Here is a 24,416-nt window from a genome sequence, read left to right as displayed (position 1 = left end):
TTCGCAAAAGAAGGTGAAAAGAGATGGAGTACGACAACACGACTGCAAGCGCGACTTCGTTTATCCGAGTCGCTGTAGCAGATACGGATCATGCGTATACACAAGACATTCAGGACTATTTTGAACAAAATCACCCGTCCATTCGCGTGGCTGCCCAAGTCCGTTCCCTGGCAGAGCTGTATGCCTACTGCGGCGCCCACGATGTTGATGTGGTGTTGATTAGCCTGGACCTGATGCCAAACCCCCAAGAAGAGATCGTGCAGATCCGAAATCGCCGGGTAGCCAAGATCATGATTTTGACGGACCAGATGGAGAAGCTGCGGAAGCTCCAGGTGGACCTCCACAACGGAACCGTGGAGTTTGTGTACAAATACATCCCGCACGACTTGCTGGCCCCCCGGATCTATTCGTTTACGCCGGGACATACGCAGCCGGTCCAAAGCAAGGCGGCGGTGAACGAGTTTCTGGGCAATCAGGAAGCGCGAAAAGTCCTGTTCTTTTCTCCGAAGGGAGGAGTCGGGAAGACGACGCTGGCGATCAACACGGCCTGCCAGCTGGCGCTGAAAGAGAAAAAAGTGCTGTTGGTCGACTTCGCGACGTTCGGACAAATATCCGCTTATCTGTATCTGCCCCGGACCCGGGGACTGACGGATGCGATCAGGATCATCGAGCAGGGTATCGGACAAAAGGACGACCTCGTGGCCACTCTCAAGGAGTCGGTTCACCAGATCGAGGTAGAGGGGAAAAAGCTGCATGTCTTGAGCGCCGCTACCCATTTCAAGATGAGCAACATGACGCTGGACATGACGGATAAGATTTTGGAGGCGCTGGAAGCCCTGGACTACGAGGTGATCGTCATGGATACGTCGACGGACCTCTCCCCGAAAAATATCGCCCTGCTGAGCGCGGCGACCGATCTGTTCTACGTGACGACGACAGACGTGGTCGCCAACTGGTCGCTCTTGTCTACCTTCGATATTGTCGAAAAGCTGAACCGGCCGCTGCAATCCCGGTATCTGGTGCTGAATCGGTACCATTCGTCGATCGGGTTCCCGACCTCGGAGCTGGAGGAGATTCTTTCCATGCCGATCGCGGAAACCATTCCGGATATGTACCAGCAAATACAAGGCTTTACCAACCGGGGGATTTCCCTCGTCGAGAAACCCCATCTCAAGATCAACAGGTACTACCGGCGTATTGCGCACTTCATCTGTCCGGTTTTCACAAAAAAGGAGCTAGGCAAGGGCTTCAGCTTGCGGGGGGTGTTTACACGTGCGGGTAGAAGAGGCCATTAGGCAAAAGAAGGCGGGCGCGGCGGGAGAAGGCGCGGCGGAAGGGCGCGTTCAGGAAGCCGTCCAGCTCCCCGAGCTGAAGCAGGCGGTCCGCGAGCGAATCATCGAGCAGAACAAAAAGGACCAGCAGCTGCTGAGCCAGCCGGAGCTGCTTCGCCAGGTGATCTGGAAGGTGCTGGAGGAGGAGAGCGAGTCTCGCTTCGGCCATGCCCTTCTCACCCCGGAAGAAAAGCGGACGATGGTCGAGGAAATTGTCCAGCAGCTTGTCGGTTACGGGATCATTGATCCGCTGGTGAAAAACGAGCAGATCACAGAAATCATGATCAACGGCATCGAGCGGATATTTATCGAGGAAAAAGGAAGAATGCGCCGGGCGATGACGGAAAAAGGCGTCCCGCTGCAGTTCGAGTCCGAGTCCGAGCTGCTGCACCTGATCGAAAAAATCGTGGCGCCGATCAACCGCAAAGTGGATGAGAGCGATCCGATCGTGGATGCCCGGCTTGCCGACGGCTCGCGGGTAAACGTCGTCATCCGTCCGATCTCGCTCTCCGGCCCGATCGTGACGATTCGGAAGTTTCCAGAAAATCCGTACACCATGCAGGAGCTGGTGGAGCTGGGGGCGCTTTCCCCGCAAATTGCGCAGTGGCTGGAGAAGCTGATTCATGCCAGGTACAACATCGTCGTTTCCGGGGGAACAGGCTCGGGGAAGACCACGTTTCTCAATGCGCTCAGCATGTTCATCCCGCAGACGGAGCGGGTGATCACGGTAGAGGATGCGGCTGAGCTGAAGGTCACTCATATTGATAACCTTGTCCGTCTGGAGACGCGGCCCCCCAACGTAGAGGGGAAAGGGGCCATCGCCATTCGCGATCTGGTGCGGACAGCGCTCCGGATGCGTCCAGACCGGATTGTGGTCGGAGAGGTGCGCGGAGGCGAAGCCGTCGACATGCTGCAGGCGATGAATACGGGCCACGACGGCTCGCTGACGACGGGCCATGCCAACTCGGCTCGCGACATGCTGTCCCGTCTGGAGACGATGGTACTGATGTCGGGACTGGAGCTGCCTCTTCCCGCCATCCGCAGGCAAATTGCCTCCGCCGTAGAGATTATCGTCCACCTGGGCCGCCTCCGCGACGGCTCCCGCAAGGTGCTGCAAATCTCGGAAATCCGTGATTACGTAGAAGGCGAAATCGAATGCGTCGACCTGTTTCGCTGGAGGATGGAGGGTATGGATGAGGACGGTCGGCTTCGCGGGGCACTCGTCCCGACCGGAGAGCCGGTCATCCAGATGGAAAAATGGCTGTCCAGGGGATACGGGGAATCCATGTTTGATGCTGCTGCGCAAGAAGCGGAGGAGCTGAGATGCTAGGGACATATGTAGCGGTCATGGTCTCATTGTACGTATTGCTCCGTTCCTTCATCGAGCTTTTGTACGTGCTGATCTATGGTGAATTTCCGCAAAAGAAGTGGCTGACCCGGCAGTTTGACCGCCTCCGGCATATTGAGACAACGAAAAAGCGTGCAGGGCTGTCCCAGTGGCTGCAGCTGGGCTCGTCATCGGAGACGAAGCTGCTGGACTACCTGTTGATCGCCGTATCAGTCGTTTCCCTGTTTTTCTTTGGCATGCTGCTGTTCCAAAACGAGTTTTACGCGGCCTTGTTTGGCTTGCTCGGGCTTTTTGTTCCTCGCGCCTTGAAGAAAAGAAGGCAGGAAAAGCTGCGACAAATCATGGTTCTGCAGTTTCGCGAGGCGATTTTGTCGATCGCCAGCTCGCTGAAGGCGGGTTCTTCCCTGCAGGTGGCGCTCCTGCGCTGTCAGCAGGACTTGGAGAAGCAGCTCGGCTATAAAAAGGATCGGCCCATGCTGGATGAACTTGAAAAGCTCAATCGGGACATCCATTTTGGCGTCTCGCTGGAGGAAGCGCTGCAAAAATTCCGCGATGCGGTCAATCAGGAGGACGTCACGCAATTTGTCAATGCGGCCCTGATCACGAAATCCCGCGGCGGCAATCTGGCCGAGGTGATTCAAAACACGACGATGATGATCTCCGACAAAATAACCGTCCAGCAGGAGATCATGGTGGCGACTGCCCAAAAGCGGATGGAGGCGAAGATGCTGACGTTCATGCCGCTCGGAATCGTGCTGGCGATTATGGTGCTCAACCCGGGCTACATGAAGCCGATGTACGATTCCTGGGTCGGGTCGACACTGATGTTCGTCGCAGCTCTGATGCTGATCGCCAACTATTTTCTCGGCCGTGCCATCACAAAGATCAATATATAGTGGGTGATTGTTTATGCCGACGCTGATTGCCTTCTTCGCATTTGTCCTGGTCGTGATGCTCTTTTTGCCGACCAAATGGCTGCAGGCGCAAAAAATAAAGAAGGGCTTTGTATTTATGTCATCCTATGTCGCCTCCACCACCCGAAAAACCGGCCCTATCCACATCATGACTCCTGTCGTGATGAGCATGCTGACCACTTTGAGGCTGCGCATCCGTCCCAAACAGCGCAAGGATATCCAGACCAGGCTGATTCACGCCGGAATGGCCGAGAACTGGACGGTGGAGAATTTTGTGAGCGCCCAGACGGCATCGGCTGTGCTGGCCGGCTTGTACTTTCTGTTTCTCGGGTGGGCAAACGGAAACTCTGATTATTACCTGATCGCTATAGCGGCCGTACCGCTCGGATATTTCCTGCCGCTGCAATGGATCAAGCAAAAGATCAAGAGCAGGCAGGAGGCGATACGCCGCGAGCTGCCGCACCTGTTAAACGCGGTCGCGATCATGTGTGAGGCGGGGCTTCACCTCCCTCCCGCGCTGCGTGAGGTAGCGACTCGCCAAAAAGGGGTGCTCGCCCGGGAGCTCTTGACGGTCGTCAATGATGTGGCCTATGGAATCGGGCAAATCGAGGCGCTGGAGCGCATGGCTGATCGCTGTCAGGTGGAAGAGGTAAGCCGGTTTGTGTCGACCCTGTCGCAGACCATCGAGCGCGGCGCCTCCGGGATCACGGCCGTGCTTCGCCAGCAAGCCTCGGAAGTGTGGGAGGCCCGCAAGAAAAAAGCGCAAAGACTCGGTGCCGAGGCTTCCTTGAAGCTGTTCCTGCCTTTGCTGCTGCTTGCCTTCCCGGCGATGACCATATTTATGCTCGGACCTGTCTTTATTGAATTGGCCCGGTTTGTCCTGAATTAAGCGATCTGCCAATGAACCAACAAGGAGGACACGACAATGAAACTGCTATGGATCATGTCGCCGGCAAAAGGCGCATACAAGACGGCGTTGTCCCCGTTTAAGCGCGGCTTGCAGCAGATTTACATGAGCTCGGAGATGATCGTTGACAAAGATCCCTATCGTCTGGTGGGGATCTACCCGATGTCTGTGCTGCTCCGGATGGAAACGAATTTTACGAATTTCGCTGTCGTGGATCAAGAAGGACGCCTGGTCCCGGATCAGGGCCTGACGAAAAGATGCTTGCGCATGTATCAGCTGATCGTGACGGTCGACAACAACGCCGGTTATCTCAAAAAGAATCTGGCTGTCGATCCGCAGTCGTTTGTGCCCATCATCCGGCACGTTGAAAAATTGAGCAAAAAGGTGTGGGATCGTCTCGGAGAGGAGAAGGGAAGGGAAGCGCAGGCTCACTTCGACGGCTACAAGCAGTACTTGAGGGAAGGAGCTCAGCTCGGGGAGCGTATCAACACAGCCGGGAGAGAGGTCTTGCGGCGGTTGGAGCCGATCAAGGCGGGCCAACCGCTGAAGGAGCAAGAGGTAAGCCTGCTTGACAAGGCGGTGCTGGACTTCATGGACGATTCGCGCAAAAGAGTGCTGGTCCTGCTGGAATCCCATAAAGCCCGTACGGAAACAAAACGGCTGTTTTCCGACGCGCTCGCGCAGAAGTGGCTTGCCGCCGATGACGAAAAACTGGCTAAAAATATCGTTGCTCTGCTGGATAACTCCTTCCAGGTGGAGCGGATTTCGATAGCGGAGCGCGGTGCGCAGAATCTGGAGCAGGCCATCTGGACGGCGAAGAACGAAGTGCGGGATTTTATCGGCAAGCATACGGATGATCTGCTGCGGCAAAAATGGCTGCTCGGAGCGAAAGGAGCGGGGATACAGGCATGAGCAGCCGAAAGCGGACGGACAAAAAGGGGGGTGGTAGCTGCGGCGACGAGCAGTGGGAAATCTTTTGGAGGAGGTGGGCTTTCCTTATTAACTAGACAAAAACCTTCCGCCAAAGCGACATCGCTCATCCTTGAAAAGTCATCGATGGAGGTTTTTTCACTAAGCAGGAAGGAAGGTCGATCATGTACAGGTGGTTCAGGAAAAAACAGAGCAGGCGTCTGATCGCCGGTATGTCTGTTTTCCTCATCATGCTGCTCAACGTGCTGTGGTTTGCCGTGCCAACAGAGACGGTGTCGGCAAACGAAAAACCGAGTCCCAACATGATCAAGGCAGATGAAAAGAACGACGTAAAACCGGGATCGGGGATGAACGGGGCAGCACCTGGAACCTTGCCGAATGCAAAGGGACAGGATAAGGACACTGCCGACACTGTCTACAAGGCCGGAAAGACATTCAATAATACGTTCACGTATATACTGGAGGTCACCAAGGCAGTAGAAGGCATTAGCAGCTCGCCCAGCGGGGGGAACATCGTTGTGGGAATCCTCGGAGTCGTAGCATCCGGGACAAAGATTTTCAACGAAGCAGGTGATACCCACTGGAGCGCGACGTTGATTGAAAAAGGGATTGACCCTGTTCTCAAGGCTGTGGAATTCCGGGCGGCATTCAACTATCAAACCGTGTTTACAGGAGCGGCCAATACCGCCGCCAATGTAAGCTGGTGGGCGAAGCTGAAAAACGAGTTCTCCTGGACGACGCTGCAGAACGGGCCGGCCAGTGTTTTCCTCGCCAAGGCGGGGGCACCGTTTGCCGCGATTTCCGCAGGATTCGGCGTATATGATGTCGTTCAGGGAGTAAAGAGCAACGATGGCTGGAAAGTCGCTGAAGGTTCTGTAGACATCATTGGAGGTTTGGCCGGAGTGGCGTTGCCGTTCCTGCTTGCGACGCCAGCGGCACCGATCGTTGCGGGGATTGCGCTCGGAGCGGCAGTCGTGTCCACGGCTCTGAAGTATCGGAAGGAAATTGCCGCAGCCGCCAAATGGCTGTGGGATAAGGGAAAAGAATTGGGCCGAAACGCTTGGAACGCGACAAAAAATTTTGCTGCCAATGCTTGGTCCGCAATAAAGAACACCGCGAGCCAGGCGTGGAACGCAACGAAGCAGGCAGCAAGCCAGGCGTGGAACGCAACGAAACAGGTAGCAAGCCAGGCGTGGAACGCAACGAAGCAGGCAGCAAGCAAGGCTTGGGGCGCGACGAAGCAGGCGGCTAGCAAGGCGTGGAATGCAACGAAGCAGACGGCTAGCAAGGCGTGGAATGCGACGAAGCAGGCGGCTAGCAAGGCGTGGAATGCAACGAAGCAGACCGCGAGCCGCGCTTGGAATGCAACAAAGCAGACCGCGAGCCGCGCGTGGAATGCAACGAAGCAGACCGCGAGCCGCGCGTGGAATGCAACGAAGCAGACCGCGAGCCGCGCGTGGAATGCAACGAAGCAGACCGCGAGCCGCGCTTGGAATGCAACGAAGCAGACCGCGAGCCGCGCTTGGAATGCAACAAAGCAGACCGCGAGCCGCGCGTGGAATGCAACGAAGCAGACCGCGAGCCGCACGTGGAATGCAACAAAGCAAACCGCCAGCCGGGCATGGTCCGCGACAAAGCAGACCGCCAGCCGCGCTTGGAGCTCCACGCGCAAGGCAGCCAGCTCTGCACGAAACGCTATCACAGGTTTCTTCAGCAATGTACGAAAGTCATTTGGTTGAGTCGACCGGATGATGGAAAGGACGTTACCATGCAACTGAAAAAGATAGGCAGCATCATGATGGCGACGTGCCTGCTTCTCTTTCTCGCCGCTTGCGGCGGGGAGAGCGGCACGTCCGCCTCGGCTACCGGGCAGGAGAACGGAGTGGATAGGAAGCTGCAGCACCGCGCCGAACAGCTGGCGGACCTGCAGCAAGCGGATCTGGAGGAGCGAACGAAGCAGCTGGAGGCAGTAAAGGAGCAGTTGAAAGCAAAAAGGGACGAGATCATCGGGCAAGGCGGAAAATGGGTCGAGTCAAAGCTGTCCGTATTGGAGCATCAAGAAGCATTTCGAACAGAGGAAATGAAAAAATATCTGGCTGCGCTGCTTGAGCTTTATTTGCCGCTGGCCGAAGGCAGCGTGGATGTCGTTCCGGTGACAGCCGCCTACCAGGAGGATGGGTCGCTGCTCGCAGTCATGCTGCTGCGAAATGGCGTGCCGGGGAAAACACTGGCACATGCTGATCTCTCAAAGGCTGTGCTGACGATCTATCAGGCGGATGGCCAAAAGGTAGCCGAGGTTCCGTTTGCTCCGAATGCTCAGGACATTGGAAGTCTTTCGACCGGGGAAGCGCGTCCGCTCAGCATCGTCGTCGACAAGAAGGATGTTCTTATCAGCAATTATTCATTCCAGCAGGAAGGGTATGTTTTCACACTGCAAGGCTTCTAATCATTCAACAATTCAATGGAGGGATTCGCAATGAAGGCAAAACAAGCACTGGTCCAATTTTGGAAGGAAGAAGAGGGACAGGCGCTCAGCGAATACGGCTTGATTCTCGGCATTATCGCCATCGCCGCCATCGCTGGTCTGGTCGCCATGAAGGAAAAGATTGTCAAAGTATTTGAAGACATTGCCAAAAGCATTTCCGGTAGTTGAGCTCGGAGATGTTCACGTACGGCCTTTGTCTGTTCGGTCTCACGATCGCGCTCGTCTTTGACGTGTGGAAATATCGAATTCCCAACCTGTTGACGGTATCGCTCGCGCTGGCCGGACTGGCAAACGGCACCATCCTCTACGGCTGGTCCGGCTTCGTGGAGCATTTTTTAGGGTTGCTGGCCGGACTTGGGATTTTTCTTCTCCCTTACTTGCTGGGAGCCTTTGGGGCCGGTGATGTAAAAATGATGGGCAGCATTGGTGCGGTCATGGGTCTTCCCTTTATCGTCACCAACAGTTTTGTCGTGATCGCTGTCGGGGGTGTCATCGCAGCCGGAATCGTGGTCGCTGCGCGTGGTTTTAAAGGGACATGCGAGCTGCTCTATCTCTTTTTTGTCTATCTGTTTAGCGGGAAGCTGAAGGAATTTTTGCATGTGCTGAAAGATCGCTCCCAGCCGGTATTTCCCTACGGCATTGCAATATTTATCGGAACGGTGGTGACCATGTATTGGGGATCGGCAATCGTCTAAGACAACTTGTCAAAAGAGAAGAAGGGCAGGCTATCACGGAATTTGCCATTGTCCTGCCGGTCATGATCCTACTGATCACAGGCATCCTCGTTTTTGGACATATGATGTACGCCAAAACCCTCGTAGTCTTGTCTGCCAGCCAGGGAGCGCGGGTAGGCGGCGCTATCTGGGATGATGAGGGGGCTGGGGCCGCGCGGGCCAAAATCCGCAACACGGCCCTGTCCATTCTGACGAACGGCCTGAACGGGTCTCACGATGTTCAGATCCAGGAAACGGGAGATGACATTCGCGTGACAGTCACCTATGACTACCCGGTCACGATCCCGATCATCAGCGCGTTTTTCTCCAATCCCGTCGTAAAACTGGAGCATACGGCTGTCTATAAAGTGCTGTAGCAGACGGACAAAAATCCGGATGCGGGAAAGAATGAGGTCAGATGAAGATACCAGCGAAGTGGAAAAAGGAATGGAAACGAAAGTGGAGCCAGTGGAAACGGGACGAAAAGGGCGGCGCTCTGGTGCTGTTCGCTGCTTTTCTTCCCATCCTGGTGGCAATAGCCGGGCTGGTCATTGACACCGGAGTGATTGCCTACCATCAAGCGAAGCTGTCGGAGGCCACTGACGCTGCGGCCTGGGCGGGACTGGATTCGTATGACCGCGATCTCTGGAATGTCGAGCCGCCCGAAGAGCTGCGAGTCGTGCTTTTGCCCGGTAACGCACGGTCACTCGCAGCCAGCTACCTGGCAATCAACTATCCTCGGGCCGAGCTCACCGGTGTGGAGGTGAGCGGTGCCACCATCGTCGTAAAGGCGCAAGCTGAATGCCCCTTTTTCTTCATGAAGATGTTTGGCATCCAGGGAACGACCCTGCACGCATCCGCAGAGGCGAGGATGGAAGAGTAAAGGACGGCCACTCGCGACCGTCCATACAAGACTAGGCATTACAGTCTGCTGCTCTCCTCCTGGTATACGTCGAAATCAAATGCCTCTTTTCTGGCTCGCAGCTCCAGGTACAGCAAGTAGTAGGCGGTGCCTTCAAACGGCAAAATCAGCATTTCGCGTATAAGGAAGATCAAAAAGGAGATGGCCGGCTGACTGGCTGCTGTCGGCAACAGGAGGCCCGGCACATATTGCAGAACCGCTCGTGCAACGGCAAATATCAGAACGACGCCCAGTACGCGAAGGGTGGAGCCTTTTACCAAAAAGAGACTTCGCTTTAGTGCCGCGATCGCCCCCGTCCCTTCAAAGGCAATCACCTGCGGAAAGACGGTAAACCAGATCATGAGCAGAATGCCCGGAACAATCAAGAGAAGCGTGCCCAATGCCACTCCTGCAAATTCAAGCAGACTGGCAAGGATAACAGCGGGCACCAGGCTTCCAAATGCCGCAAAAGCCTGGAGCTGCTGATCCCATTGCGTCCCCAGATGAGATCGTTTTAAAACGGTTCCCATGTAGACGAAATAGAGGGACAGCAGGATGCCATTGACCGGTGTCATGATCAGCGGGCTAAACGCTTCCTTCAACTGCTGGGACTGAGCCCACCCTGTCAGCGCTTGCTGTGACCAAAACAGGAGGGAAACGATCAGAAAAAGGAAGGGAAACTGGCTGAGCCAGATGCGTTTTCCCGTTTTCAGACTATGGCCCAGGAGAACTGAAATGGGCTGAGGTTGGATATTTGATGGCTGAATAATCATGGTCTCGATTCCTTTCGCTAGCTTGTAATTTCCAGTCGATCGCCTATTTCAGTCTGAGTCTTGCGGATCGTTTGGGGGGGCAGTTCGACAACATAGTCCGCCCTTTTTATGAACGGAGTACACCGCCATGGAGGCAGCTCCTGGATGAGGTGGACGATCTCGCCGTGCCGATCGACAAACAGACAATCAATGGGAAAACGCATGAACCAGGTATGGACAGCCCTGCAAGGGCGAATGATCAATGCCTGTCCTTCGGGAAGAGCGCGTTTCCCGAGCAAGCCACGCATCCTAGTGACCGATGTGTCGGCGCAAGTCGCCCGCTTTGCGATCATTGTGCTTTTCGTTGCATTCGTAATCTTCATAAGCGCGCCTCCGGGCTGAATATTTTGCCCAATCTGGCATTTGTTCTACATCATAACAATTCTGGATTTTTCTATCAAGCCCGGCAAAATGACACGTAACCCTGTGACTGGCGGAAGGGAAGCAGCGGCGTATACCGTGCAAGATCAGGGCAGGCATGCCCTATACGTTAACCCTGAACAATTTGGAGGTGTCACCATGTCCATACAATCGATAACCGGGGAACCCGCGACCCATTACATCAAAGTCGTACCGGCTGAATTGGAGCTGCATCCCGGTCAAACAGCACAGCTGAAGGCGTACCTCGTCTGGATGGATGGACGGGAGGAGGACGTTACAGAGCAAGTACGCTGGAGTACAGACCAGCCGCAGATCGGCACAGTAACCAAGGCAGGGGCAGTAACGGTGGGGGTGGTCGGAAGCATGGTCGTTCTGGCCCAGTATGAGGATCAGCGGACAGAAACGCACATCCAGGTGACCGCTGCCGAACCAGCCAAAAAGAAAAAAAATAGGGGCAATCGCAAAAGCCTGATCATCGGTGGGGCGATCGTGGCGGTGACGCTGATTATCAACGGCGTTGCCCTGTCTCAGATGAGCGGCGGGACAGGAGAGTCGGCAAGTGCCCAGCCAGAGCCTGCGGCTTCGAAGGCAGATACGGCTTCCGCAAGTGAAGGAAAGCAAACGACTGCAGGGGAAGAGCCGGATACTTCCAGCCCTCCGGCCGATGGAGACCGAAAAGACATGCGGGCGTCCCTGTTTGGATTTGCGAAGGAAAAGGCTGCCGCTGCCCTGGAGACAGCGTCCAGCCTGAGCGGGCAGGGAAAAGAACTGATGCCTGCCTCGCCACTGCCGCAACTCCCAGCAGTACCGGCGGAAACGCCTGCCGGGCAACAGCCGCAGGCAGAAGTTCCGGCGACACCCAGTCCGGCGGCGACAACGCAAAGTGACGCCAAGGCAGCGCCACCGCCCGCCGTCAAAAAGGAAGCTCCCCCGCGACCAAAGAAAGACAACACACGAAAGCAATCCACGGCTGCTTCGACCCCCAAAGCCCAGCAGCCTGCAAAACCGAGTCAAGAGGTTGCGGCAATAGCCAGTCAGCCTGCAGCAAAGCCGACTCAGCCAAAGCCCCAGGCAAAAGCAGCACCGGCTGTCGTGCTTGAGCCGGTGCAGAAAGATGGAAAATGGGGCTATACAAAGCAGGTCAATCTGTTTGACAAAGAGCTGGCCATTTCTTATCAATTCGACCATGCGACCAGTTTTTCCGAAGGTCTCGCTGTCGTGAAAAAGGGAGGGAAATTCGGGTACATCAATACAGAGGGCAGCCTGGTCATCGGCTATCAGTACGAGTACGCCACACCTTTTCAAAACGGCGTCGCCACCGTCAAACAGAACGGAAAACTGATCAAGATCGATAAAACAGGAGCAGCAGCCCAAGAGTAGACAGAATTTGAAAGAGCAAAAAGAATGCTCGTCCGAAAGAGCGGTCATGTATGGAAGGAATCATTTTTCCGAAGTGCTATGGAGAAAGGAGTACGGAAAATGTTAAAACGTTATCTTGCCTGGATCGTTATGTTCAGTTTGTTCATCCAATGCTGCTTTGCGGCAGGAGCTTCCGCGGCTCCCGGGTACTATGAGGATATTCAGGGACATTGGGCCCAGAAGGAGATTGAGGAGCTGAGCGCGCTGAATATTTACCGCGTCAAGTACGGATTTTTTAATCCGGACAGTCCGATTGCGCGTGGGGAAGCTCTGGCCTTGTTGAACAGGGTGCTCGAAGGCGTCTACGGACCGCTGGGCACGGCCAAGCGAAATACGCATCTGGACCACCGGTACCTTCTTAAACAGGAGACGGAACAGCTCCTTGCCAATATGCGTGTCATGCTCGACGTTCAAACCGGGTTTGTCAATTCTTTCGATCCGGGAGAAAGCATGCTGTTCTACCTGCACTTATCCGAGCGTAGCGGAATGAAGCAGCCGCAATTGAGTAATATCAACTGGTGGCTGTCCGCCGATTATATGCAAAAGCCGCTGACGAGGGAAGAAGCGAGCATGATCCTGTTCCACGTCCTCGCTCCTTACAAATTGCGGATGACAACGCTCAAGCTGGATGAAGTGTCGCCTTACTATACGAGCTACTATCTGTGGAAGCGCGAGACCAAATACGAGGATACCGCTTCGCCTTATGCGACGGCCGTTGCCGAGTTCAATCTGTTTAACGCAGAAAGCCACTTTGAGCCAAAAAAACAGATGACGCGCGCGCAGTTTGCCGTCATCCTGAAACGCTTGCATGACTATTTCAAAAGTGATGCGCCTCAGCAGTTCAAGGAAACCCAGACCCGCCAGAAAAACATCATCAACCTCTTCCTCACTTCGGCCAATCAGGCATATGTACAGAATGATCAGTCCCGGATCCAGCAGTTTTTCGGCAAGGACGCCCAGGATTCGCTGCAGGAAATCGCTCCGCTCCCTCTGCATGATTACAGCGGAAGTCTGGCGGTCAGAAAAGATGACAGCAATCCGAAGCGTTTATGGGCGACAGGAAGCTATCATCATCAGCTGACGGGAAATTATCAGGTGGAGTATACTTTGGAGCAGGATGAATCCAGTCTGTACGGCTGGAAGGTAGTGAGAATGGATTACAAACAAAAATAGAGAACCGGCCAAGCTGGTGCATCGCCGGGAAACATACAGACAGATACCGCCTCAACGTGAAGATGGCAAATAGTCGGGCAAGAAAAGCGGATGGCACAAGCGGTGCCGTCCGCTTTTGTTATCTCTTTTTCATTTTGCCTGGGAAAGCAAAATGAGTTGGGTACTGGGGTGGCGAATGGGAGCTCGATTCGGGCACAGCACGGTTGGTTTGTCACCCGGGCACTCGAAAAGGCAGATACGGTGAAGGAGAGAAAATCCTAGTTGACAGGGCTGATAGCAGCCATTATATTCTGTATATACAAAAGGTTTTGATATGAGAATATGAACTCTTATCCAGAGAAGGCTGAGGGACTGGCCCAATGAAGCCCGGCAACCTAGCGCGAAAGAACGCGTTTCTTTTGAGCCAAGGTGCTAACTCCTACAGGTAGCGATACCTGACAGATGAGAGGCGTGAATCGCTGATTTAAGCCTCTTTCATCTGGAAAGAGGCTTTTTTGGATGGAGAAATCGGATTGCATTTCGGTTCAAAACCGCAGAAGGATGTACCGTGTTACTTTTAAAAGGGGGTATTCCGATATGAAAAGGAAGTTTAGTTTGATTGGTTCACTTATCCTTTCTGTCTCACTTTTATTGACAGCATGCGGCGGAGGCAATGGAGCGGAAGGAGGCGGCTCCGGCGAAAAACCGAAGCGGATTGCGCTTGTGATGCGGCAAAATGTCGGTACATTCTCGGCTCAGTACATTGCCGGGGTGAAAGCGGAAGTGGAAAAGAACGGCGGAGAGCTGACCGTCTTCAACGCGGATACCGATCTGTCGAAAATGGCGTCCAACCTGGATGCGGCGGTCAATCAGCATTTTGACGGCATTTTGATTGACCACGGCACAGCGGAGGCGCTGCAGCAAGGTGCTGAAAAGGCTGTGAAGCAAAACATCCCGCTCGTGCTGTTCGATACAGACATCAAGCTCCCCGGCGTTCCGGTAGTGGAGCAGGATGACCAGAAGCTTGCCGACCTGAGTCTGGAGAAGCTGGCCGAGGATACAGGCGGCAAAGGGAACATCGTAAAGATTTGGGTGGCTGGCTTTGCCCCGATGGAAAAGCGCCAGATTACGTACGAAGCCTTTTTGAAGAAGTACCCGGATATCAAGGAAGTCGCCGCTTTCGGCAGCGCCACCAACAACACCGCGCTGGATACGCAATCGCAGATGGAGGCCATTCTGAAGAAGTATCCGAACAAAGGCGACATTACAGCGGTCTGGGCTTCCTGGGATGAGTTCGCCAAAGGAGCGGCACGGGCCATCCAACAGGCCGGCCGTACCGAGATCAACGTGTACTCGATCGATTTGAGCGACGAAGACCTGCAGCTCATTCAGGATCCCTCCACCTCGTGGGTAGCGACCGCGGCGGTAGACCCGGGCAACATCGGACGCATTCAAGCCGAGACCGTCTTCAAGAAAATCAAGGGCGAGCAGGTGCCGGACAGCGTAAAGCTGAACCCGGTGCTGGTCAAACGCGACGATTTGCCAACGGACAAAAAGATCGCCCTGGGAGATCTCTCCCAGTACGTGAAAGAATGGGGCAAGTGATCCTGTCATAGATGGTGTAGCGCATCCCGTTGATCATCCATCAACGGGATTTTTCCTTAATAAGGGGGGCAAACAATGACGACTTTGCAGATGAACGGCATCGAGAAGCAGTTTTCAGGGGTACCGGCGCTCCGGTCAGTCGATTTCGAAGTGAGGGCAGGAGAAGTTCACGCCCTGCTCGGAGCCAATGGAGCAGGGAAGAGCACCCTCATGAAGATTTTGACGGGGGCCTATACGGCAGACGGGGGGACGATTGCAATTGATGGTTGCGAGGCTGCCATTCAGTCGCCGCAGGATGCCAAAACGCTCGGGATTCAATGCGTCTATCAGGAAGTAGACACGGCCCTGATCCCTTATCTCAGCGTGGCGGAAAACATCCTGTTGGACCGGCAAATACAGGCAAAGGGCCTGATCAACTGGCGCCGCTTGTACGAAGAGGCGGAAGCGATTCTCGCGAGGTTTGGCTTTTCCATCCCTGTGAAAAAGCAGGTAGAAGCCTGTACGCTGTCTGAAAAGCAGTTGATCCTGATTGCCCGCGCAGCTGTACAGCGAGCCCGGTTCATTATTTTTGACGAGCCGACAGCTCCGCTCAGCAACACGGAGACAGAGCGGATGTTCCAAATTATTGAGCAGTGCAAGCAAGCGGGAATGGGCATTATCTATATTTCCCACCGGCTGCCGGAAATCTTTCGCATTTGCGACCGGATTACCGTCATGCGCGATGGACAGCGGATATCTATCAAAAAGACGGCAGAGACAAATATGGACGAGGTCATCTCCGCGATGCTGGGCAAGACGTTTTCCGAAGAGTTTCCGAAGACGGAGGTTCCGATCGGCAAGACGATCCTCGAAGTAAAGAACGCCAAAGGAGGCAAGGTGCGAAAAGCCGACCTGCATGTGCGCGAGGGAGAAATCGTCGGCGTCGTTGGCCTGGTCGGCGCGGGGAAAACAGAGCTGGCACGTCTGCTGTTTGGCGCGGATGAGCGGGAGGACGGCGAGCTGATTGTAAACGGCAGGGCCTTGCGTCTTCGCACGCCGAAAGAGGCAGTCGAGGCGGGGATCGTCCTCGTGCCGGAGGAGCGCCGCAAGGAAGGGATATTCGTAGAGGAGTCGGTTGCCCGTAATCTGTCAGTGGCGACTCTGGCCAAATGGTCGCCGAAGGGCATTGTGAAGCAAAGGCTGGAGTCTGTGCAAGCGGAGAAGATCGTCAGGACACTGGGGGTAAAAACAGCGGATATCCACCAGCCTGTCGGTCACTTGAGCGGGGGAAACCAGCAAAAGGTCGCCATCGGAAAATGGCTGGATACGGATGCGCGCATCTTTATGTTTGACGAGCCGACGAAGGGTGTGGACATCGGAGCCAAAAGCGATATTTACCGCTTGATCGGCTCGCTCGCCGCAGAGAAAAAGGGCATCTTGTATTTCTCCTGCGAGTTTCCCGAGGTGCTCGGGATCGCGGACCGGATTCTCGTTATGTTTGAGGGGCAGATCGTAAAAGAACTGAGCCGGGAAGAAGCGACTCAGGAATCAATCATGTATTACGCCAGCGGGGGTGAGTAGGATGGAAGCGAAAAAATACAGCCTGTTTGATTTTGTCTACAAATACGGAACGGTTGCCGTGATTGCCATTGTCATCCTGCTCTTTAGCCTGACTAATCCGTATTTCTTTACCTATGCCAACATCACGGATATTTTGCGGTCCATCTCGATTGTGACATTTGTGGCCGTAGGCGTCACCTTTTCCCTGATCGTCGGCGGGTTTGACCTGTCTGTCGGTTCGACCGTCTCTTTAACTACCGTGGTCTCCGCATCGATGATGGTCTGGTACCAGCAAGGAGCGGTCGCGACACTGGCGGTTCCGATCATCCTCGCCGTTCTGGTGGGCTTGATCAACGCGCTGTTGGTCGTGAAGATCCGGATTCCCGACCTGTTGGCTACCTTGGCGATGCTGTATATCGTAAACGGTGTGCATATGACCTACTCGAAGGGCTACTCGATTTACGCCAACATGCCGATGGAGGACGGCACGACCGCTCCGGGAAAATTTCAGGAATGGTTCCTCTGGCTGGGACAAGGCGAAATTTTCTCAGTCCCCGTGCCCGTGCTGCTCACCTTTCTGCTGGTGGCGGTCACGCACATCTACCTGACGTATACGAGACAAGGGCGGATGCTGTACATGACCGGGGGAAATGTCGAAGCGGCAAGGCTGTCCGGGATTCCCGTAAACCGCTACCGGACGCTTGCCTACGTGCTCTCCGCCCTGTTTGCCGGACTGGGAGGAATGCTCCTGGCCGCGAGGATCGGGACCGGTCAGGTAAGCAGCGGAGGCTCCATGCTGATGGATGCGGTGGCAGCGGCGTTTGTCGGCTTCTCTGTATTTGGAGCAGGCAAGCCCAATGTGTTCGGCACCTTCATCGGAGCCATCCTGATCGGAGTTTTGCTGAACGGCATGACGATGCTGAATCTTCCTTATTATGCGTATGACATCATCAAAGGGATCGTCCTGGCTTTGGCCTTGGCGGTCACGTACTATCAATTGCGGAGAAAACGGGCATAGGCTGCGAGGGAGTCACATGTGCGCCGCGCTCGACCAGCTGCTCTGTATACCAGCCTGCTGCACATCCCGCGTCAAGAACCGCACATTCACTCAGATCATCCGGCAACAGCTTCATCATCGCTGGACGCTCATAATAAGCGTTCGTGCCGCTCTCCTTGTCCACATTTTTCTCGTAATCCCGAGCCAGTTTTGCATAAGCCTTCAAGACTTGCTCCTTCACTTGCAGCACCCCCTTGACGTTATACATTCGCTTTTAAAATCCACTTCCTTTAGAGCTTTGACAGGATCAATTTGCATAAACCCGCTCCCGCAGGAAGATATTAACATGTATGCAACGAAAAAGGCGGATCGACCCAAATCAGCTGAAAGCGGGGAACTGCAATGAGCGATGTTCGCAAGGAAGGGACGTCAACAGAAGGAGAACATGGAACCTCGGTTATCGGGGCCGGCGGCGTATACGACAAAAGAATGACAGCGGGAGAAAGCGGGGAATCTCTCACAAACCGGCAAGGACATCCCATTACGGACAATCAGAGCATCAGGACGGTGGGCAGACGAGGTCCCACGACACTGGAGAACTACGATTTCCTCGAAAAAATCACTCATTTTGACAGGGAACGCACTCCGGAGAGGGTCGTTCACGCGCGCGGGGCCGGCGCCCACGGCTATTTCGAAGCGTACGGCAAAGCGGGCAACGAGCCTGTGGCCAAGTACACCAGGGCCAAGCTGTTTCAGGAAGCGGGAAAGCGTACACCCGTGTTTGTCCGGTTTTCAACGGTCATCCACGGCACCCACTCCCCGGAGACATTGCGCGATCCGCGCGGCTTTGCCGTCAAATTTTATACAGAAGACGGCAACTGGGATCTGGTCGGCAACAATCTGAAAGTGTTTTTCATTCGGGATGCGATGAAGTTTCCCGATTTGGTTCATGCCTTTAAACCGGACCCGGTGACCAATATTCAGGACCAGGAGCGCATTTTTGACTTCATCTCCAACACCCCGGAAGCGATGCACATGATTACGTTCCTCTTCTCTCCGTGGGGCATCCCGGCCAATTATCGTCAGATGCAGGGTTCAGGCGTCAATACGTACAAGTGGGTCAACAAAGAGGGCGTTGCCGTTCTCGTCAAGTACCATTGGCAGCCGCTTTCCCAAGGCATCAAGAACCTCACGCAAAAAGAAGCGAAAAAAATCCAGGGGCAAAACTTCAATCATGCCACGCAAGACTTGTACGAAGCGATTGAGCGGGGGGAGTACCCGGAGTGGGAGCTGTGCGTCCAGATCATGAGCGACGACGAGCACCCGGAGCTTGATTTTGATCCTTTGGACCCAACCAAGCTGTGGCCCGAGGACCAATTTCCGTTTCGTGCTGTAGGCAAGATGGTGTTGAACAAAAATCCGGAAAACTACTTCGCGGAAGTGGAGCAGGCAGCCTTCGGGACGGGTGTCCTGGTAGACGGGCTTGATTTTTCCGACGACAAGCTGCTGCAGGGGCGGACGTTTTCCTATTCCGACACCCAGCGTTATCGGGTGGGCGCCAATTATCTTCAGCTTCCGATCAATGCGCCGAAAAAGCGTGTGGCCACCAACCAGGAAGGCGGGCAAATGCTTTACCATGTGGACCGGATCAATCCGCATATCAACTACGAGCCGTCCACGATCGGCGGACTGCATGAGGCCACGCAGGAAGGAAAGGATCACGAGCCGTATGTCGCGGGAAATGTGGTGCGGCAAAAAATCGACCGGACCAATGACTTCAAGCAGGCCGGAGAGCGTTACCGGATGTTCGAAGACTGGGAACGTGACGATCTGATCGAAAATCTGGTTAACGCCTTCCGCGTATGCAGGAAGGAAATTCAAGACAAGATGATCGATATGCTTGCGAAATGCGATCCCGATTACGGGCGGCGCGTCAGGGAAGGTCTGGAGATGGCGGGCAGCAAGGAATCGGGAAAAATGGGCACGGGCGGTCCGATGGGGACAGAAAACACAGGAGCAGCTGTGAAGGAAGCCGAAAGAAAAGGGCATCAGGCTGATCCATATTAAAGGAAGGAAAGGTCGTTTCACGTGAGAGTGGGCGGCCTTTTCATTTTCATCAAGGCACCCAAACAGCATGGGAAAATGGTTAAAAAGCCCTACCCCTCCACGTCTTACGCTCACAAGCCCAACAGTAAACAAGGAAAAGGGCAATCCGCAGAAACTGCCATCATCCACTGCATTTATTGAAGTTTTTGACATTTGATGTAGAATGGTTAGAGATTCTAAACAAAAAATCCGATAACTGGATTATAGATCGAGGACCATGGAAAAGGCAGTGAACACATCTTGGAAAAAATTCAATGGCTGCGCGAGATGGCGGCGAAGCATCCGGAGGACGCCCAAGCTCACTTTTGGCTGGGGAAGGAACTGGCTGAGAACGGTTTGTGGCTGGAGGCTATCAGTTCGTATTCTACCGGGCTCGCCTGTTGCGATCATGATGAATTGCGCAATGATTTGATCCGGGAGCTGTCCCAAGCCACACAAAAGCTGCAGCAAAATCCGGGCGGCAGTGCTGCCGCTGCCTCAGCCGTACAGGAAAACTCCTCCGCAAACAAGGCGGAAAATGTCACGCCACTCATGAAAAGGCCGGAAACAGGATACATCAAAGATGACAAAGAGTTCGCCGACCAACGAGATGATCAAGAACGAGAGGATCGCGGGAATGTCGAAGGGAATTTGGAGGAAGCGGATGACGTTGACAGCGATAGCGAGGATGATGATCATGACGGCCGGCAGTGGACCGGATCTGGCCGCCAGAACCATTATTCCTACAAGGTGAAAAACCATCCTGGTCTGCACATTATCGACGGCGGCCAACGAGAGAAAAAAGAGGAGCTGCCTGCCTTAAGGAAAGTCACGTTTGAGGATGTGGCCGGACTGCAGGAATTGAAAAAAACGATTCGCCTGCGGATTATCAGCCCGTTTTTCAATCAAGGGCTGTTTTCCAAATTTCGCAAAAAAACGGGCGGCGGTGTACTGCTGTACGGCCCTCCAGGCTGCGGGAAGACGTTTGTGGCGAGAGCGACGGCAGGAGAATGCAAGGCCAACTTTATCCCGGTGCACATCACCGATATTCTGGACCCGTACATCGGAGTCAGCGAGCAGAATCTGAAGGCCATGTTTGACAAGGCCCGTCACAATAAACCGAGCATCATGTTTTTTGACGAGATCGACACGATCGGCTACAATCGTTCGAAATCTTCGTCCAATTACATGCGCGGTGTGATCGATACCTTTTTGTCGGAAATGGAAGGGATCGATACAAGCACCGACCAGGTTTTGATCATCGGGGCTACCAATCTTCCCTGGGATGTGGACAATGCGCTGAAGCGGCCGGGCCGGTTTGACCGGTTGGTTTTTGTTGCGCCGCCGGATCTGGAAGCACGCCAGCAAATTTTCGCGTTGAAGCTGCGCGGGCGTTTTGCCGAGGGAATCGATCCCCATTGGCTGGCGAAGCACACGGAATTCTTTTCCGGAGCTGACATTGAAAATGTGTGCGAGCGGGCAGCGGAGATTGTCCTTGAGGATATTTTGGAGACCGGTGTGGAGCGCCCGATCATGATGAGGGACCTGGAGTCGGTCTTGAGTGAAGTGAAGCCGACCACCTTGGACTGGCTTCGCACGGCGAAAAACTATGTCAAATACGCCAACCAAAGCGGGCTTTACAACGATGTGGAGGCATATTTGCGCAAGTTTGGCAGACAGATTTAATCTTCACCAGGAGTTGAGAGAGATGGCGGAAGAAAGGATACACAGCGATTCCGAAGAGATAGTGGAAAGACTGGTAGATAGCATCGAGTACCATTTTGATAACGACAATTACGAGACGGTGATCACGGAGGCCAAAAAACTGCTGGCAGTGGAACCCGACCATTTCTATGCTTTGCTGCAAATGGGCTACTCTTATTTGAATCTCGGCAGAATGGATGAGGCGAGAGAAACCGCCCAATACATGCTGGGTTTATGGCCCTCCCACCCTAGAGTATTTCACTTTTACGGCTGCGTGTGCAGGTATAGCGGGGACTATAGCCGTGCCGTGGAAAGCTTCAAGCAGGCGATCGAACTAAGACCTCTTGCTATCATTCATTACTGTGAACTGGTGGAGACGCTCTATTATTCCCAGACCGATTCCCCCTCCTATCGCATGTACGCCTATGCCTTCAATCCCCGCAAGCTGTACTTTCGGTATTTTTTCGTCGGGGAAAGCAAGAAGAAGATGGAAGAAGCGTTGAAGATCGCGGAGCAAGCCATTGGAATCGATCCTCAAAATTCGCGGATTCATTCGATTACGGGTCATTTGTATTACGCGTTGGGGAAATACGAGGAAGCGGAAAAAGAGTATGCCATCGCACTGGAGTTAAGTCCCGAAGACGCGGAGAAGCTCGCCAACTACGCGTTTCTTTTGTTCACCCTTGGCAAGAGAGAAGACGGACGGAGCTATCTCGACCAGGCGTTGAGCATGGATCCCGATGCCAGAGAGGTTCACTACGTATTGAGCCAGTTTGAACAACATGAAGATCAACAGGACTACTACCGGTTTGTTTCCAGTACGTTTGAAGCATGGTCCCAGCTGTATCCGGACAGTCTGTGGCATCTCGAGCAATTGATCAGAATCAAGCTGCAATTTGATCGAAAGCCGATGAAAGAGCTGAAGAAGTACTTGTCCATAAGGCCGGACGATTTGGAAATGCAAATCGCATACGGCCAGTTGCTGTTTGATAAGGATAAATACAAGGCAGCGCTTGCTCATTTTCAAAAGATACAGCGGCAGTTCCCCGGGAATGCGCACATAGAAACATGGATTCAGACGGTATTGGACAAGGGAGCGTTCAAGATTTACGTACTTCCTTGGATTACTCCTTTTTTTCAGGGGCTGATTTACGCGATAGCGATTGTCTATCTTCTCTTCCTGTACATTTTCAGACTGCTGGCCAAGCCGTTCCGCCGCCGCTGACGATGTGGATGTCTTTTTTTGATCCCCATGCGGCTTGCGTGTGTCAGTCGGCTGGGTGCGATCCCGCTTAAAAGGATTTTCAGGCTGGAGTGGTCAAACCGATGAGCTCAGCAGCGTTTTTATCCGCAGTAACGAAAATTTGCATGCAGTACACAAAAAGGAAACTGTACGCAGGTACGATTCCGCAAAAGATTTTGAATAACGTCTACGCCCATTATACGGTTCCTCGCGAGGAACGGGTCATCGCGGTCCTTGACTTTACCTTGCTGGGAAGCGGGAAGGACGGGGTAGCCATCACCGACAGCGGCCTGTACTGGAAGCTACTCCGGGAGCGAACCTTTATTTCCTGGGAGGAATTGGAAGGCGTAGAAGAAATCCGGCCCGAGGGGAAATGGAAGGTCGATCTGGGCAGGGGCATGGTGTTTGAAATAGTCGGCAGTCCTTTGTCCAATGAAGAGATGGCCCGGTTTCTGCAAAAGGTCGTAAACGCATTGCAGGGCAATGGAGAAGAAGCGGAGGAAGATGGCGATACAGAGCAGGGAAGCGGCCGCTTTGCGGGTCGAGCCTGATATCAAAATGCTTCAGGCGATCTGTTTGAAGTACAGAGAGCAGTTTCTGCGGTATGTCACCCATGAGGAATTGACCCCGTCCCAATTAAAAACGATTTTCGAGCGATTTCCGCTCTCTCCCGGAGAACGCATTCTCGCTTTTGTCGATACAACTCTTCTAGGGAGCAGGAAGTTGGGAATGGCACTTACATTGAATGGAATCTACTGGAGGAGCGAAGCCATCCAGCCAGGCTTTATTACGCAATTGTCGTGGGGTCAATTTCTTGAAGTTAAATTGGGGATATTTGGCAAATACGATCTTAGACTGGGGACGGATGGCGTTTTTAACACAGCGGGCTGCAACCGTGAGTTGTTGACGGGTTTGCTGAAGGAACTGCAAATTTACATAGCGTCTTTGCAGGCAGATGGGCTTCCGGTTCCATTCGAGACGGGTATGCCTTCGAAAAAGAAATGGAATGTGCCCGTCAAAGCAGCCGGTGAAGCAGAATGGATGCTTGTAGCGAACGGAGAAATGCGGGGACCGCTGGCTGCGAATATCATGATGTGGGTTGCTGAAACTGGTCAAATCGATTTGGAAACAAGCCATGTCTGGAAGCGAGGCATGAAGGAATGGCTGAAGATCAAAGAAGCCGCTCCTTTTGCAACAGTCCGCTTCAAAGCGGATAAATGACTGTAAATCTTCGTGAATGCTTACCTTTTCAGCAAGCAAGCACGGCGACGAAAGAACCCTGGCGATGCCCCCAGGATGGCATCTGCCGGGGGTTCGTTTTTTTGAGAGTAAAACTGAAATTTTCATCTTGCTTTTTTGTGCAAGTGCTGCTAGTATATAAATCCTGTGAGGCAATTGAAAGAAGACAAATGATCAATTGCTTGCGAGCTTCTTTTGAGCCATTAGCTCAGTTGGTAGAGCATCTGACTTTTAATCAGAGGGTCGAAGGTTCGAGTCCTTCATGGCTCACCAGTTTTTACGTTTTTATATTGACATGCGGTCGTGGCGGAATTGGCAGACGCGCTAGATTCAGGTTCTAGTGGTGGCAACACCGTGGAGGTTCAAGTCCTCTCGACCGCACCATGCAACCATGATTTTCCGGTTGATATGTTTCGATAAACATGGTACATTAGATTCCTGCCTGCAAGAGCAAGTGCAGGGACACTAAAAATAACAGTCGTTTTTGAAAGATAATTAAAAAATGCTTGACTTTTGAAGCGCGACGTGTTAAATTAGAATACGTACCTTGCGATAGTGAGCGCGAAATGCTCTTTGAAAACTGAACAGCGAAGCGTTTTTACCGAAGTAATGCCAGTTGTCAAACTGAGGCACTTCAGTATCGAAGTGATGCCGGTTGTGACTGCTGAAATACTTCGTTCGTGAGCAAATCACAAGCCTAGCAATTTCTTT

Annotated in this window: 25 protein-coding genes, 2 tRNA genes and 1 riboswitch; of the genes, 23 read left to right on the top strand and 4 right to left on the bottom strand. The window is 53.7% G+C overall.

Going from position 1 to position 24,416, the window contains the following annotated elements; all coding sequences use genetic code 11:
* Nucleotides 1-23 precede the first annotated feature (23 nt).
* From Q3F21_RS10880 to Q3F21_RS10830, 11 genes are all read left to right on the top strand, one after another.
* Nucleotides 24-1,295, top strand: coding sequence for an AAA family ATPase (locus tag Q3F21_RS10880; protein ID WP_340252365.1), 1,272 nt, complete (start codon nucleotides 24-26; stop codon nucleotides 1,293-1,295).
* Nucleotides 1,273-2,661 (top strand): CpaF family protein, encoded by a 1,389-nt coding sequence (locus Q3F21_RS10875; protein WP_340252363.1) that lies wholly within the window; start codon nucleotides 1,273-1,275, stop codon nucleotides 2,659-2,661. The genes Q3F21_RS10880 and Q3F21_RS10875 overlap by 23 nt, the downstream gene beginning before the upstream one ends.
* Entirely contained in the window at nucleotides 2,655-3,575 is a 921-nt protein-coding gene (locus tag Q3F21_RS10870; RefSeq protein WP_340252361.1) for a type II secretion system F family protein, read from the top strand. Before Q3F21_RS10875 ends, Q3F21_RS10870 begins: the two co-directional genes overlap by 7 nt.
* Nucleotides 3,576-3,588: 13 nt before the next feature.
* Nucleotides 3,589-4,482, top strand: coding sequence for a type II secretion system F family protein (locus tag Q3F21_RS10865; RefSeq protein ID WP_340252359.1), 894 nt, complete (start codon nucleotides 3,589-3,591; stop codon nucleotides 4,480-4,482).
* Between the two features lie 36 nt (nucleotides 4,483-4,518).
* On the top strand, nucleotides 4,519-5,412 hold the full coding sequence (locus tag Q3F21_RS10860; RefSeq protein WP_340252357.1) for a hypothetical protein: 894 nt from the start codon (nucleotides 4,519-4,521) through the stop codon (nucleotides 5,410-5,412).
* 182 nt (nucleotides 5,413-5,594) lie between these two features.
* Entirely contained in the window at nucleotides 5,595-7,169 is a 1,575-nt protein-coding gene (locus tag Q3F21_RS10855) for a hypothetical protein (RefSeq protein ID WP_340252355.1), read from the top strand.
* Nucleotides 7,170-7,198: 29 nt separating this feature from the next.
* Complete coding sequence (locus Q3F21_RS10850; protein ID WP_340252353.1) at nucleotides 7,199-7,876, top strand: SLAP domain-containing protein; 678 nt, start codon at nucleotides 7,199-7,201, stop codon at nucleotides 7,874-7,876.
* Nucleotides 7,877-7,906: 30 nt separating this feature from the next.
* A complete protein-coding gene (locus Q3F21_RS10845; RefSeq protein ID WP_340252351.1) occupies nucleotides 7,907-8,083 on the top strand; it encodes a Flp family type IVb pilin in 177 nt (58 codons plus the stop codon).
* A gap of 8 nt (nucleotides 8,084-8,091) precedes the next feature.
* The gene (locus Q3F21_RS10840; protein WP_340252349.1) at nucleotides 8,092-8,610 is read left to right on the top strand and encodes an A24 family peptidase; all 519 of its coding nucleotides are present in this window, start codon (nucleotides 8,092-8,094) and stop codon (nucleotides 8,608-8,610) included.
* Nucleotides 8,589-9,005, top strand: a complete 417-nt coding sequence (locus Q3F21_RS10835) for a TadE/TadG family type IV pilus assembly protein (protein ID WP_340252347.1) — start codon at nucleotides 8,589-8,591, stop codon at nucleotides 9,003-9,005. Before Q3F21_RS10840 ends, Q3F21_RS10835 begins: the two co-directional genes overlap by 22 nt.
* Before the next feature lie 41 nt (nucleotides 9,006-9,046).
* On the top strand, nucleotides 9,047-9,511 hold the full coding sequence (locus Q3F21_RS10830) for a TadE/TadG family type IV pilus assembly protein (RefSeq protein WP_340252345.1): 465 nt from the start codon (nucleotides 9,047-9,049) through the stop codon (nucleotides 9,509-9,511).
* Nucleotides 9,512-9,549: 38 nt separating this feature from the next.
* Here Q3F21_RS10830 and Q3F21_RS10825 read toward each other — a convergent pair whose 3' ends face one another.
* Together Q3F21_RS10825 and Q3F21_RS10820 are read right to left on the bottom strand one after the other, a co-directional pair.
* Nucleotides 9,550-10,302 (bottom strand): hypothetical protein, encoded by a 753-nt coding sequence (locus Q3F21_RS10825; protein ID WP_340252343.1) that lies wholly within the window; start codon nucleotides 10,300-10,302, stop codon nucleotides 9,550-9,552.
* Nucleotides 10,303-10,319: 17 nt separating this feature from the next.
* Nucleotides 10,320-10,664, bottom strand: coding sequence for a DUF192 domain-containing protein (locus tag Q3F21_RS10820; protein WP_340252341.1), 345 nt, complete (start codon nucleotides 10,662-10,664; stop codon nucleotides 10,320-10,322).
* Nucleotides 10,665-10,860: 196 nt separating this feature from the next.
* Here Q3F21_RS10820 and Q3F21_RS10815 point away from each other — a divergent pair, with 196 nt between their 5' ends.
* The 5 genes from Q3F21_RS10815 (at nucleotide 10,861) to Q3F21_RS10795 (ending at nucleotide 17,455) form a co-directional block, all read left to right on the top strand.
* Nucleotides 10,861-12,102, top strand: coding sequence for a WG repeat-containing protein (locus Q3F21_RS10815; protein ID WP_340252340.1), 1,242 nt, complete (start codon nucleotides 10,861-10,863; stop codon nucleotides 12,100-12,102).
* A gap of 99 nt (nucleotides 12,103-12,201) precedes the next feature.
* Nucleotides 12,202-13,314, top strand: a complete 1,113-nt coding sequence (locus Q3F21_RS10810; RefSeq protein ID WP_340252338.1) for an S-layer homology domain-containing protein — start codon at nucleotides 12,202-12,204, stop codon at nucleotides 13,312-13,314.
* Nucleotides 13,315-13,640: 326 nt separating this feature from the next.
* A riboswitch (SAM riboswitch) is annotated at nucleotides 13,641-13,762 on the top strand.
* Between the two features lie 128 nt (nucleotides 13,763-13,890).
* Nucleotides 13,891-14,898 carry a sugar ABC transporter substrate-binding protein gene (locus Q3F21_RS10805; protein ID WP_340252336.1) on the top strand — a complete coding sequence of 336 codons (1,008 nt, stop codon included), beginning with the start codon at nucleotides 13,891-13,893 and terminating at the stop codon, nucleotides 14,896-14,898.
* Between the two features lie 75 nt (nucleotides 14,899-14,973).
* The gene (locus Q3F21_RS10800) at nucleotides 14,974-16,458 is read left to right on the top strand and encodes a sugar ABC transporter ATP-binding protein (RefSeq protein WP_340252334.1); all 1,485 of its coding nucleotides are present in this window, start codon (nucleotides 14,974-14,976) and stop codon (nucleotides 16,456-16,458) included.
* A 1-nt stretch (nucleotide 16,459) separates the two neighbouring features.
* Nucleotides 16,460-17,455 (top strand): ABC transporter permease, encoded by a 996-nt coding sequence (locus tag Q3F21_RS10795; protein ID WP_340252332.1) that lies wholly within the window; start codon nucleotides 16,460-16,462, stop codon nucleotides 17,453-17,455.
* Here the strand turns inward: Q3F21_RS10795 and Q3F21_RS10790 are convergent.
* The gene (locus Q3F21_RS10790; RefSeq protein WP_340252330.1) at nucleotides 17,421-17,675 is read right to left on the bottom strand and encodes a hypothetical protein; all 255 of its coding nucleotides are present in this window, start codon (nucleotides 17,673-17,675) and stop codon (nucleotides 17,421-17,423) included. The genes Q3F21_RS10795 and Q3F21_RS10790 overlap by 35 nt on opposite strands.
* A 161-nt stretch (nucleotides 17,676-17,836) precedes the next feature.
* Here Q3F21_RS10790 and Q3F21_RS10785 point away from each other — a divergent pair, with 161 nt between their 5' ends.
* From Q3F21_RS10785 to Q3F21_RS10755, 7 genes are all read left to right on the top strand, one after another.
* Nucleotides 17,837-19,501 carry a catalase gene (locus Q3F21_RS10785; protein ID WP_425341242.1) on the top strand — a complete coding sequence of 555 codons (1,665 nt, stop codon included), beginning with the start codon at nucleotides 17,837-17,839 and terminating at the stop codon, nucleotides 19,499-19,501.
* A 279-nt stretch (nucleotides 19,502-19,780) separates the two neighbouring features.
* The gene (locus Q3F21_RS10780) at nucleotides 19,781-21,205 is read left to right on the top strand and encodes an AAA family ATPase (protein WP_340252328.1); all 1,425 of its coding nucleotides are present in this window, start codon (nucleotides 19,781-19,783) and stop codon (nucleotides 21,203-21,205) included.
* A 22-nt stretch (nucleotides 21,206-21,227) separates the two neighbouring features.
* Entirely contained in the window at nucleotides 21,228-22,448 is a 1,221-nt protein-coding gene (locus Q3F21_RS10775) for a tetratricopeptide repeat protein (protein ID WP_340252326.1), read from the top strand.
* A gap of 101 nt (nucleotides 22,449-22,549) precedes the next feature.
* On the top strand, nucleotides 22,550-23,017 hold the full coding sequence (locus tag Q3F21_RS10770; RefSeq protein WP_340252324.1) for a hypothetical protein: 468 nt from the start codon (nucleotides 22,550-22,552) through the stop codon (nucleotides 23,015-23,017).
* The gene (locus tag Q3F21_RS10765; RefSeq protein WP_340252322.1) at nucleotides 22,971-23,687 is read left to right on the top strand and encodes a GYF domain-containing protein; all 717 of its coding nucleotides are present in this window, start codon (nucleotides 22,971-22,973) and stop codon (nucleotides 23,685-23,687) included. The genes Q3F21_RS10770 and Q3F21_RS10765 overlap by 47 nt, the downstream gene beginning before the upstream one ends.
* Nucleotides 23,688-23,902: 215 nt before the next feature.
* Nucleotides 23,903-23,978 (top strand) — tRNA-Lys (locus tag Q3F21_RS10760).
* A gap of 24 nt (nucleotides 23,979-24,002) precedes the next feature.
* Nucleotides 24,003-24,089: transfer RNA gene (locus Q3F21_RS10755), tRNA-Leu, on the top strand.
* A 144-nt stretch (nucleotides 24,090-24,233) separates the two neighbouring features.
* Here the strand turns inward: Q3F21_RS10755 and Q3F21_RS10750 are convergent.
* Nucleotides 24,234-24,416: hypothetical protein (locus tag Q3F21_RS10750; protein WP_340252320.1), on the bottom strand; the 183-nt coding region annotated here is incomplete at its 5' end.

This window comes from Brevibacillus borstelensis (assembly GCF_037834415.1).
Classification (GTDB): domain Bacteria; phylum Bacillota; class Bacilli; order Brevibacillales; family Brevibacillaceae; genus Brevibacillus; species Brevibacillus borstelensis_A.
This window is presented reverse-complemented; position numbering and strand designations above follow the sequence as displayed.

Bases quoted from the DNA above. Each gene is read 5' to 3' on its own strand.
- Q3F21_RS10880 (WP_340252365.1), top strand. From the start codon at position 24: ATGGAGTACGACAACACGACTGCAAGCGCGACTTCGTTTATCCGAGTC.
- Q3F21_RS10870 (WP_340252361.1), top strand. From the start codon at position 2,655: ATGCTAGGGACATATGTAGCGGTCATGGTCTCATTGTACGTATTGCTC.
- Q3F21_RS10865 (WP_340252359.1), top strand. From the start codon at position 3,589: ATGCCGACGCTGATTGCCTTCTTCGCATTTGTCCTGGTCGTGATGCTC.
- Q3F21_RS10860 (WP_340252357.1), top strand. From the start codon at position 4,519: ATGAAACTGCTATGGATCATGTCGCCGGCAAAAGGCGCATACAAGACG.
- Q3F21_RS10855 (WP_340252355.1), top strand. From the start codon at position 5,595: ATGTACAGGTGGTTCAGGAAAAAACAGAGCAGGCGTCTGATCGCCGGT.
- Q3F21_RS10850 (WP_340252353.1), top strand. From the start codon at position 7,199: ATGCAACTGAAAAAGATAGGCAGCATCATGATGGCGACGTGCCTGCTT.
- Q3F21_RS10845 (WP_340252351.1), top strand. From the start codon at position 7,907: ATGAAGGCAAAACAAGCACTGGTCCAATTTTGGAAGGAAGAAGAGGGA.
- Q3F21_RS10840 (WP_340252349.1), top strand. From the start codon at position 8,092: ATGTTCACGTACGGCCTTTGTCTGTTCGGTCTCACGATCGCGCTCGTC.
- Q3F21_RS10830 (WP_340252345.1), top strand. From the start codon at position 9,047: ATGAAGATACCAGCGAAGTGGAAAAAGGAATGGAAACGAAAGTGGAGC.
- Q3F21_RS10825 (WP_340252343.1), bottom strand. From the start codon at position 10,302: ATGATTATTCAGCCATCAAATATCCAACCTCAGCCCATTTCAGTTCTC.
- Q3F21_RS10820 (WP_340252341.1), bottom strand. From the start codon at position 10,664: ATGAAGATTACGAATGCAACGAAAAGCACAATGATCGCAAAGCGGGCG.
- Q3F21_RS10815 (WP_340252340.1), top strand. From the start codon at position 10,861: ATGTCCATACAATCGATAACCGGGGAACCCGCGACCCATTACATCAAA.
- Q3F21_RS10810 (WP_340252338.1), top strand. From the start codon at position 12,202: ATGTTAAAACGTTATCTTGCCTGGATCGTTATGTTCAGTTTGTTCATC.
- Q3F21_RS10805 (WP_340252336.1), top strand. From the start codon at position 13,891: ATGAAAAGGAAGTTTAGTTTGATTGGTTCACTTATCCTTTCTGTCTCA.
- Q3F21_RS10800 (WP_340252334.1), top strand. From the start codon at position 14,974: ATGACGACTTTGCAGATGAACGGCATCGAGAAGCAGTTTTCAGGGGTA.
- Q3F21_RS10795 (WP_340252332.1), top strand. From the start codon at position 16,460: ATGGAAGCGAAAAAATACAGCCTGTTTGATTTTGTCTACAAATACGGA.
- Q3F21_RS10785 (WP_425341242.1), top strand. From the start codon at position 17,837: ATGAGCGATGTTCGCAAGGAAGGGACGTCAACAGAAGGAGAACATGGA.
- Q3F21_RS10775 (WP_340252326.1), top strand. From the start codon at position 21,228: ATGGCGGAAGAAAGGATACACAGCGATTCCGAAGAGATAGTGGAAAGA.
- Q3F21_RS10770 (WP_340252324.1), top strand. From the start codon at position 22,550: ATGAGCTCAGCAGCGTTTTTATCCGCAGTAACGAAAATTTGCATGCAG.
- Q3F21_RS10765 (WP_340252322.1), top strand. From the start codon at position 22,971: ATGGCGATACAGAGCAGGGAAGCGGCCGCTTTGCGGGTCGAGCCTGAT.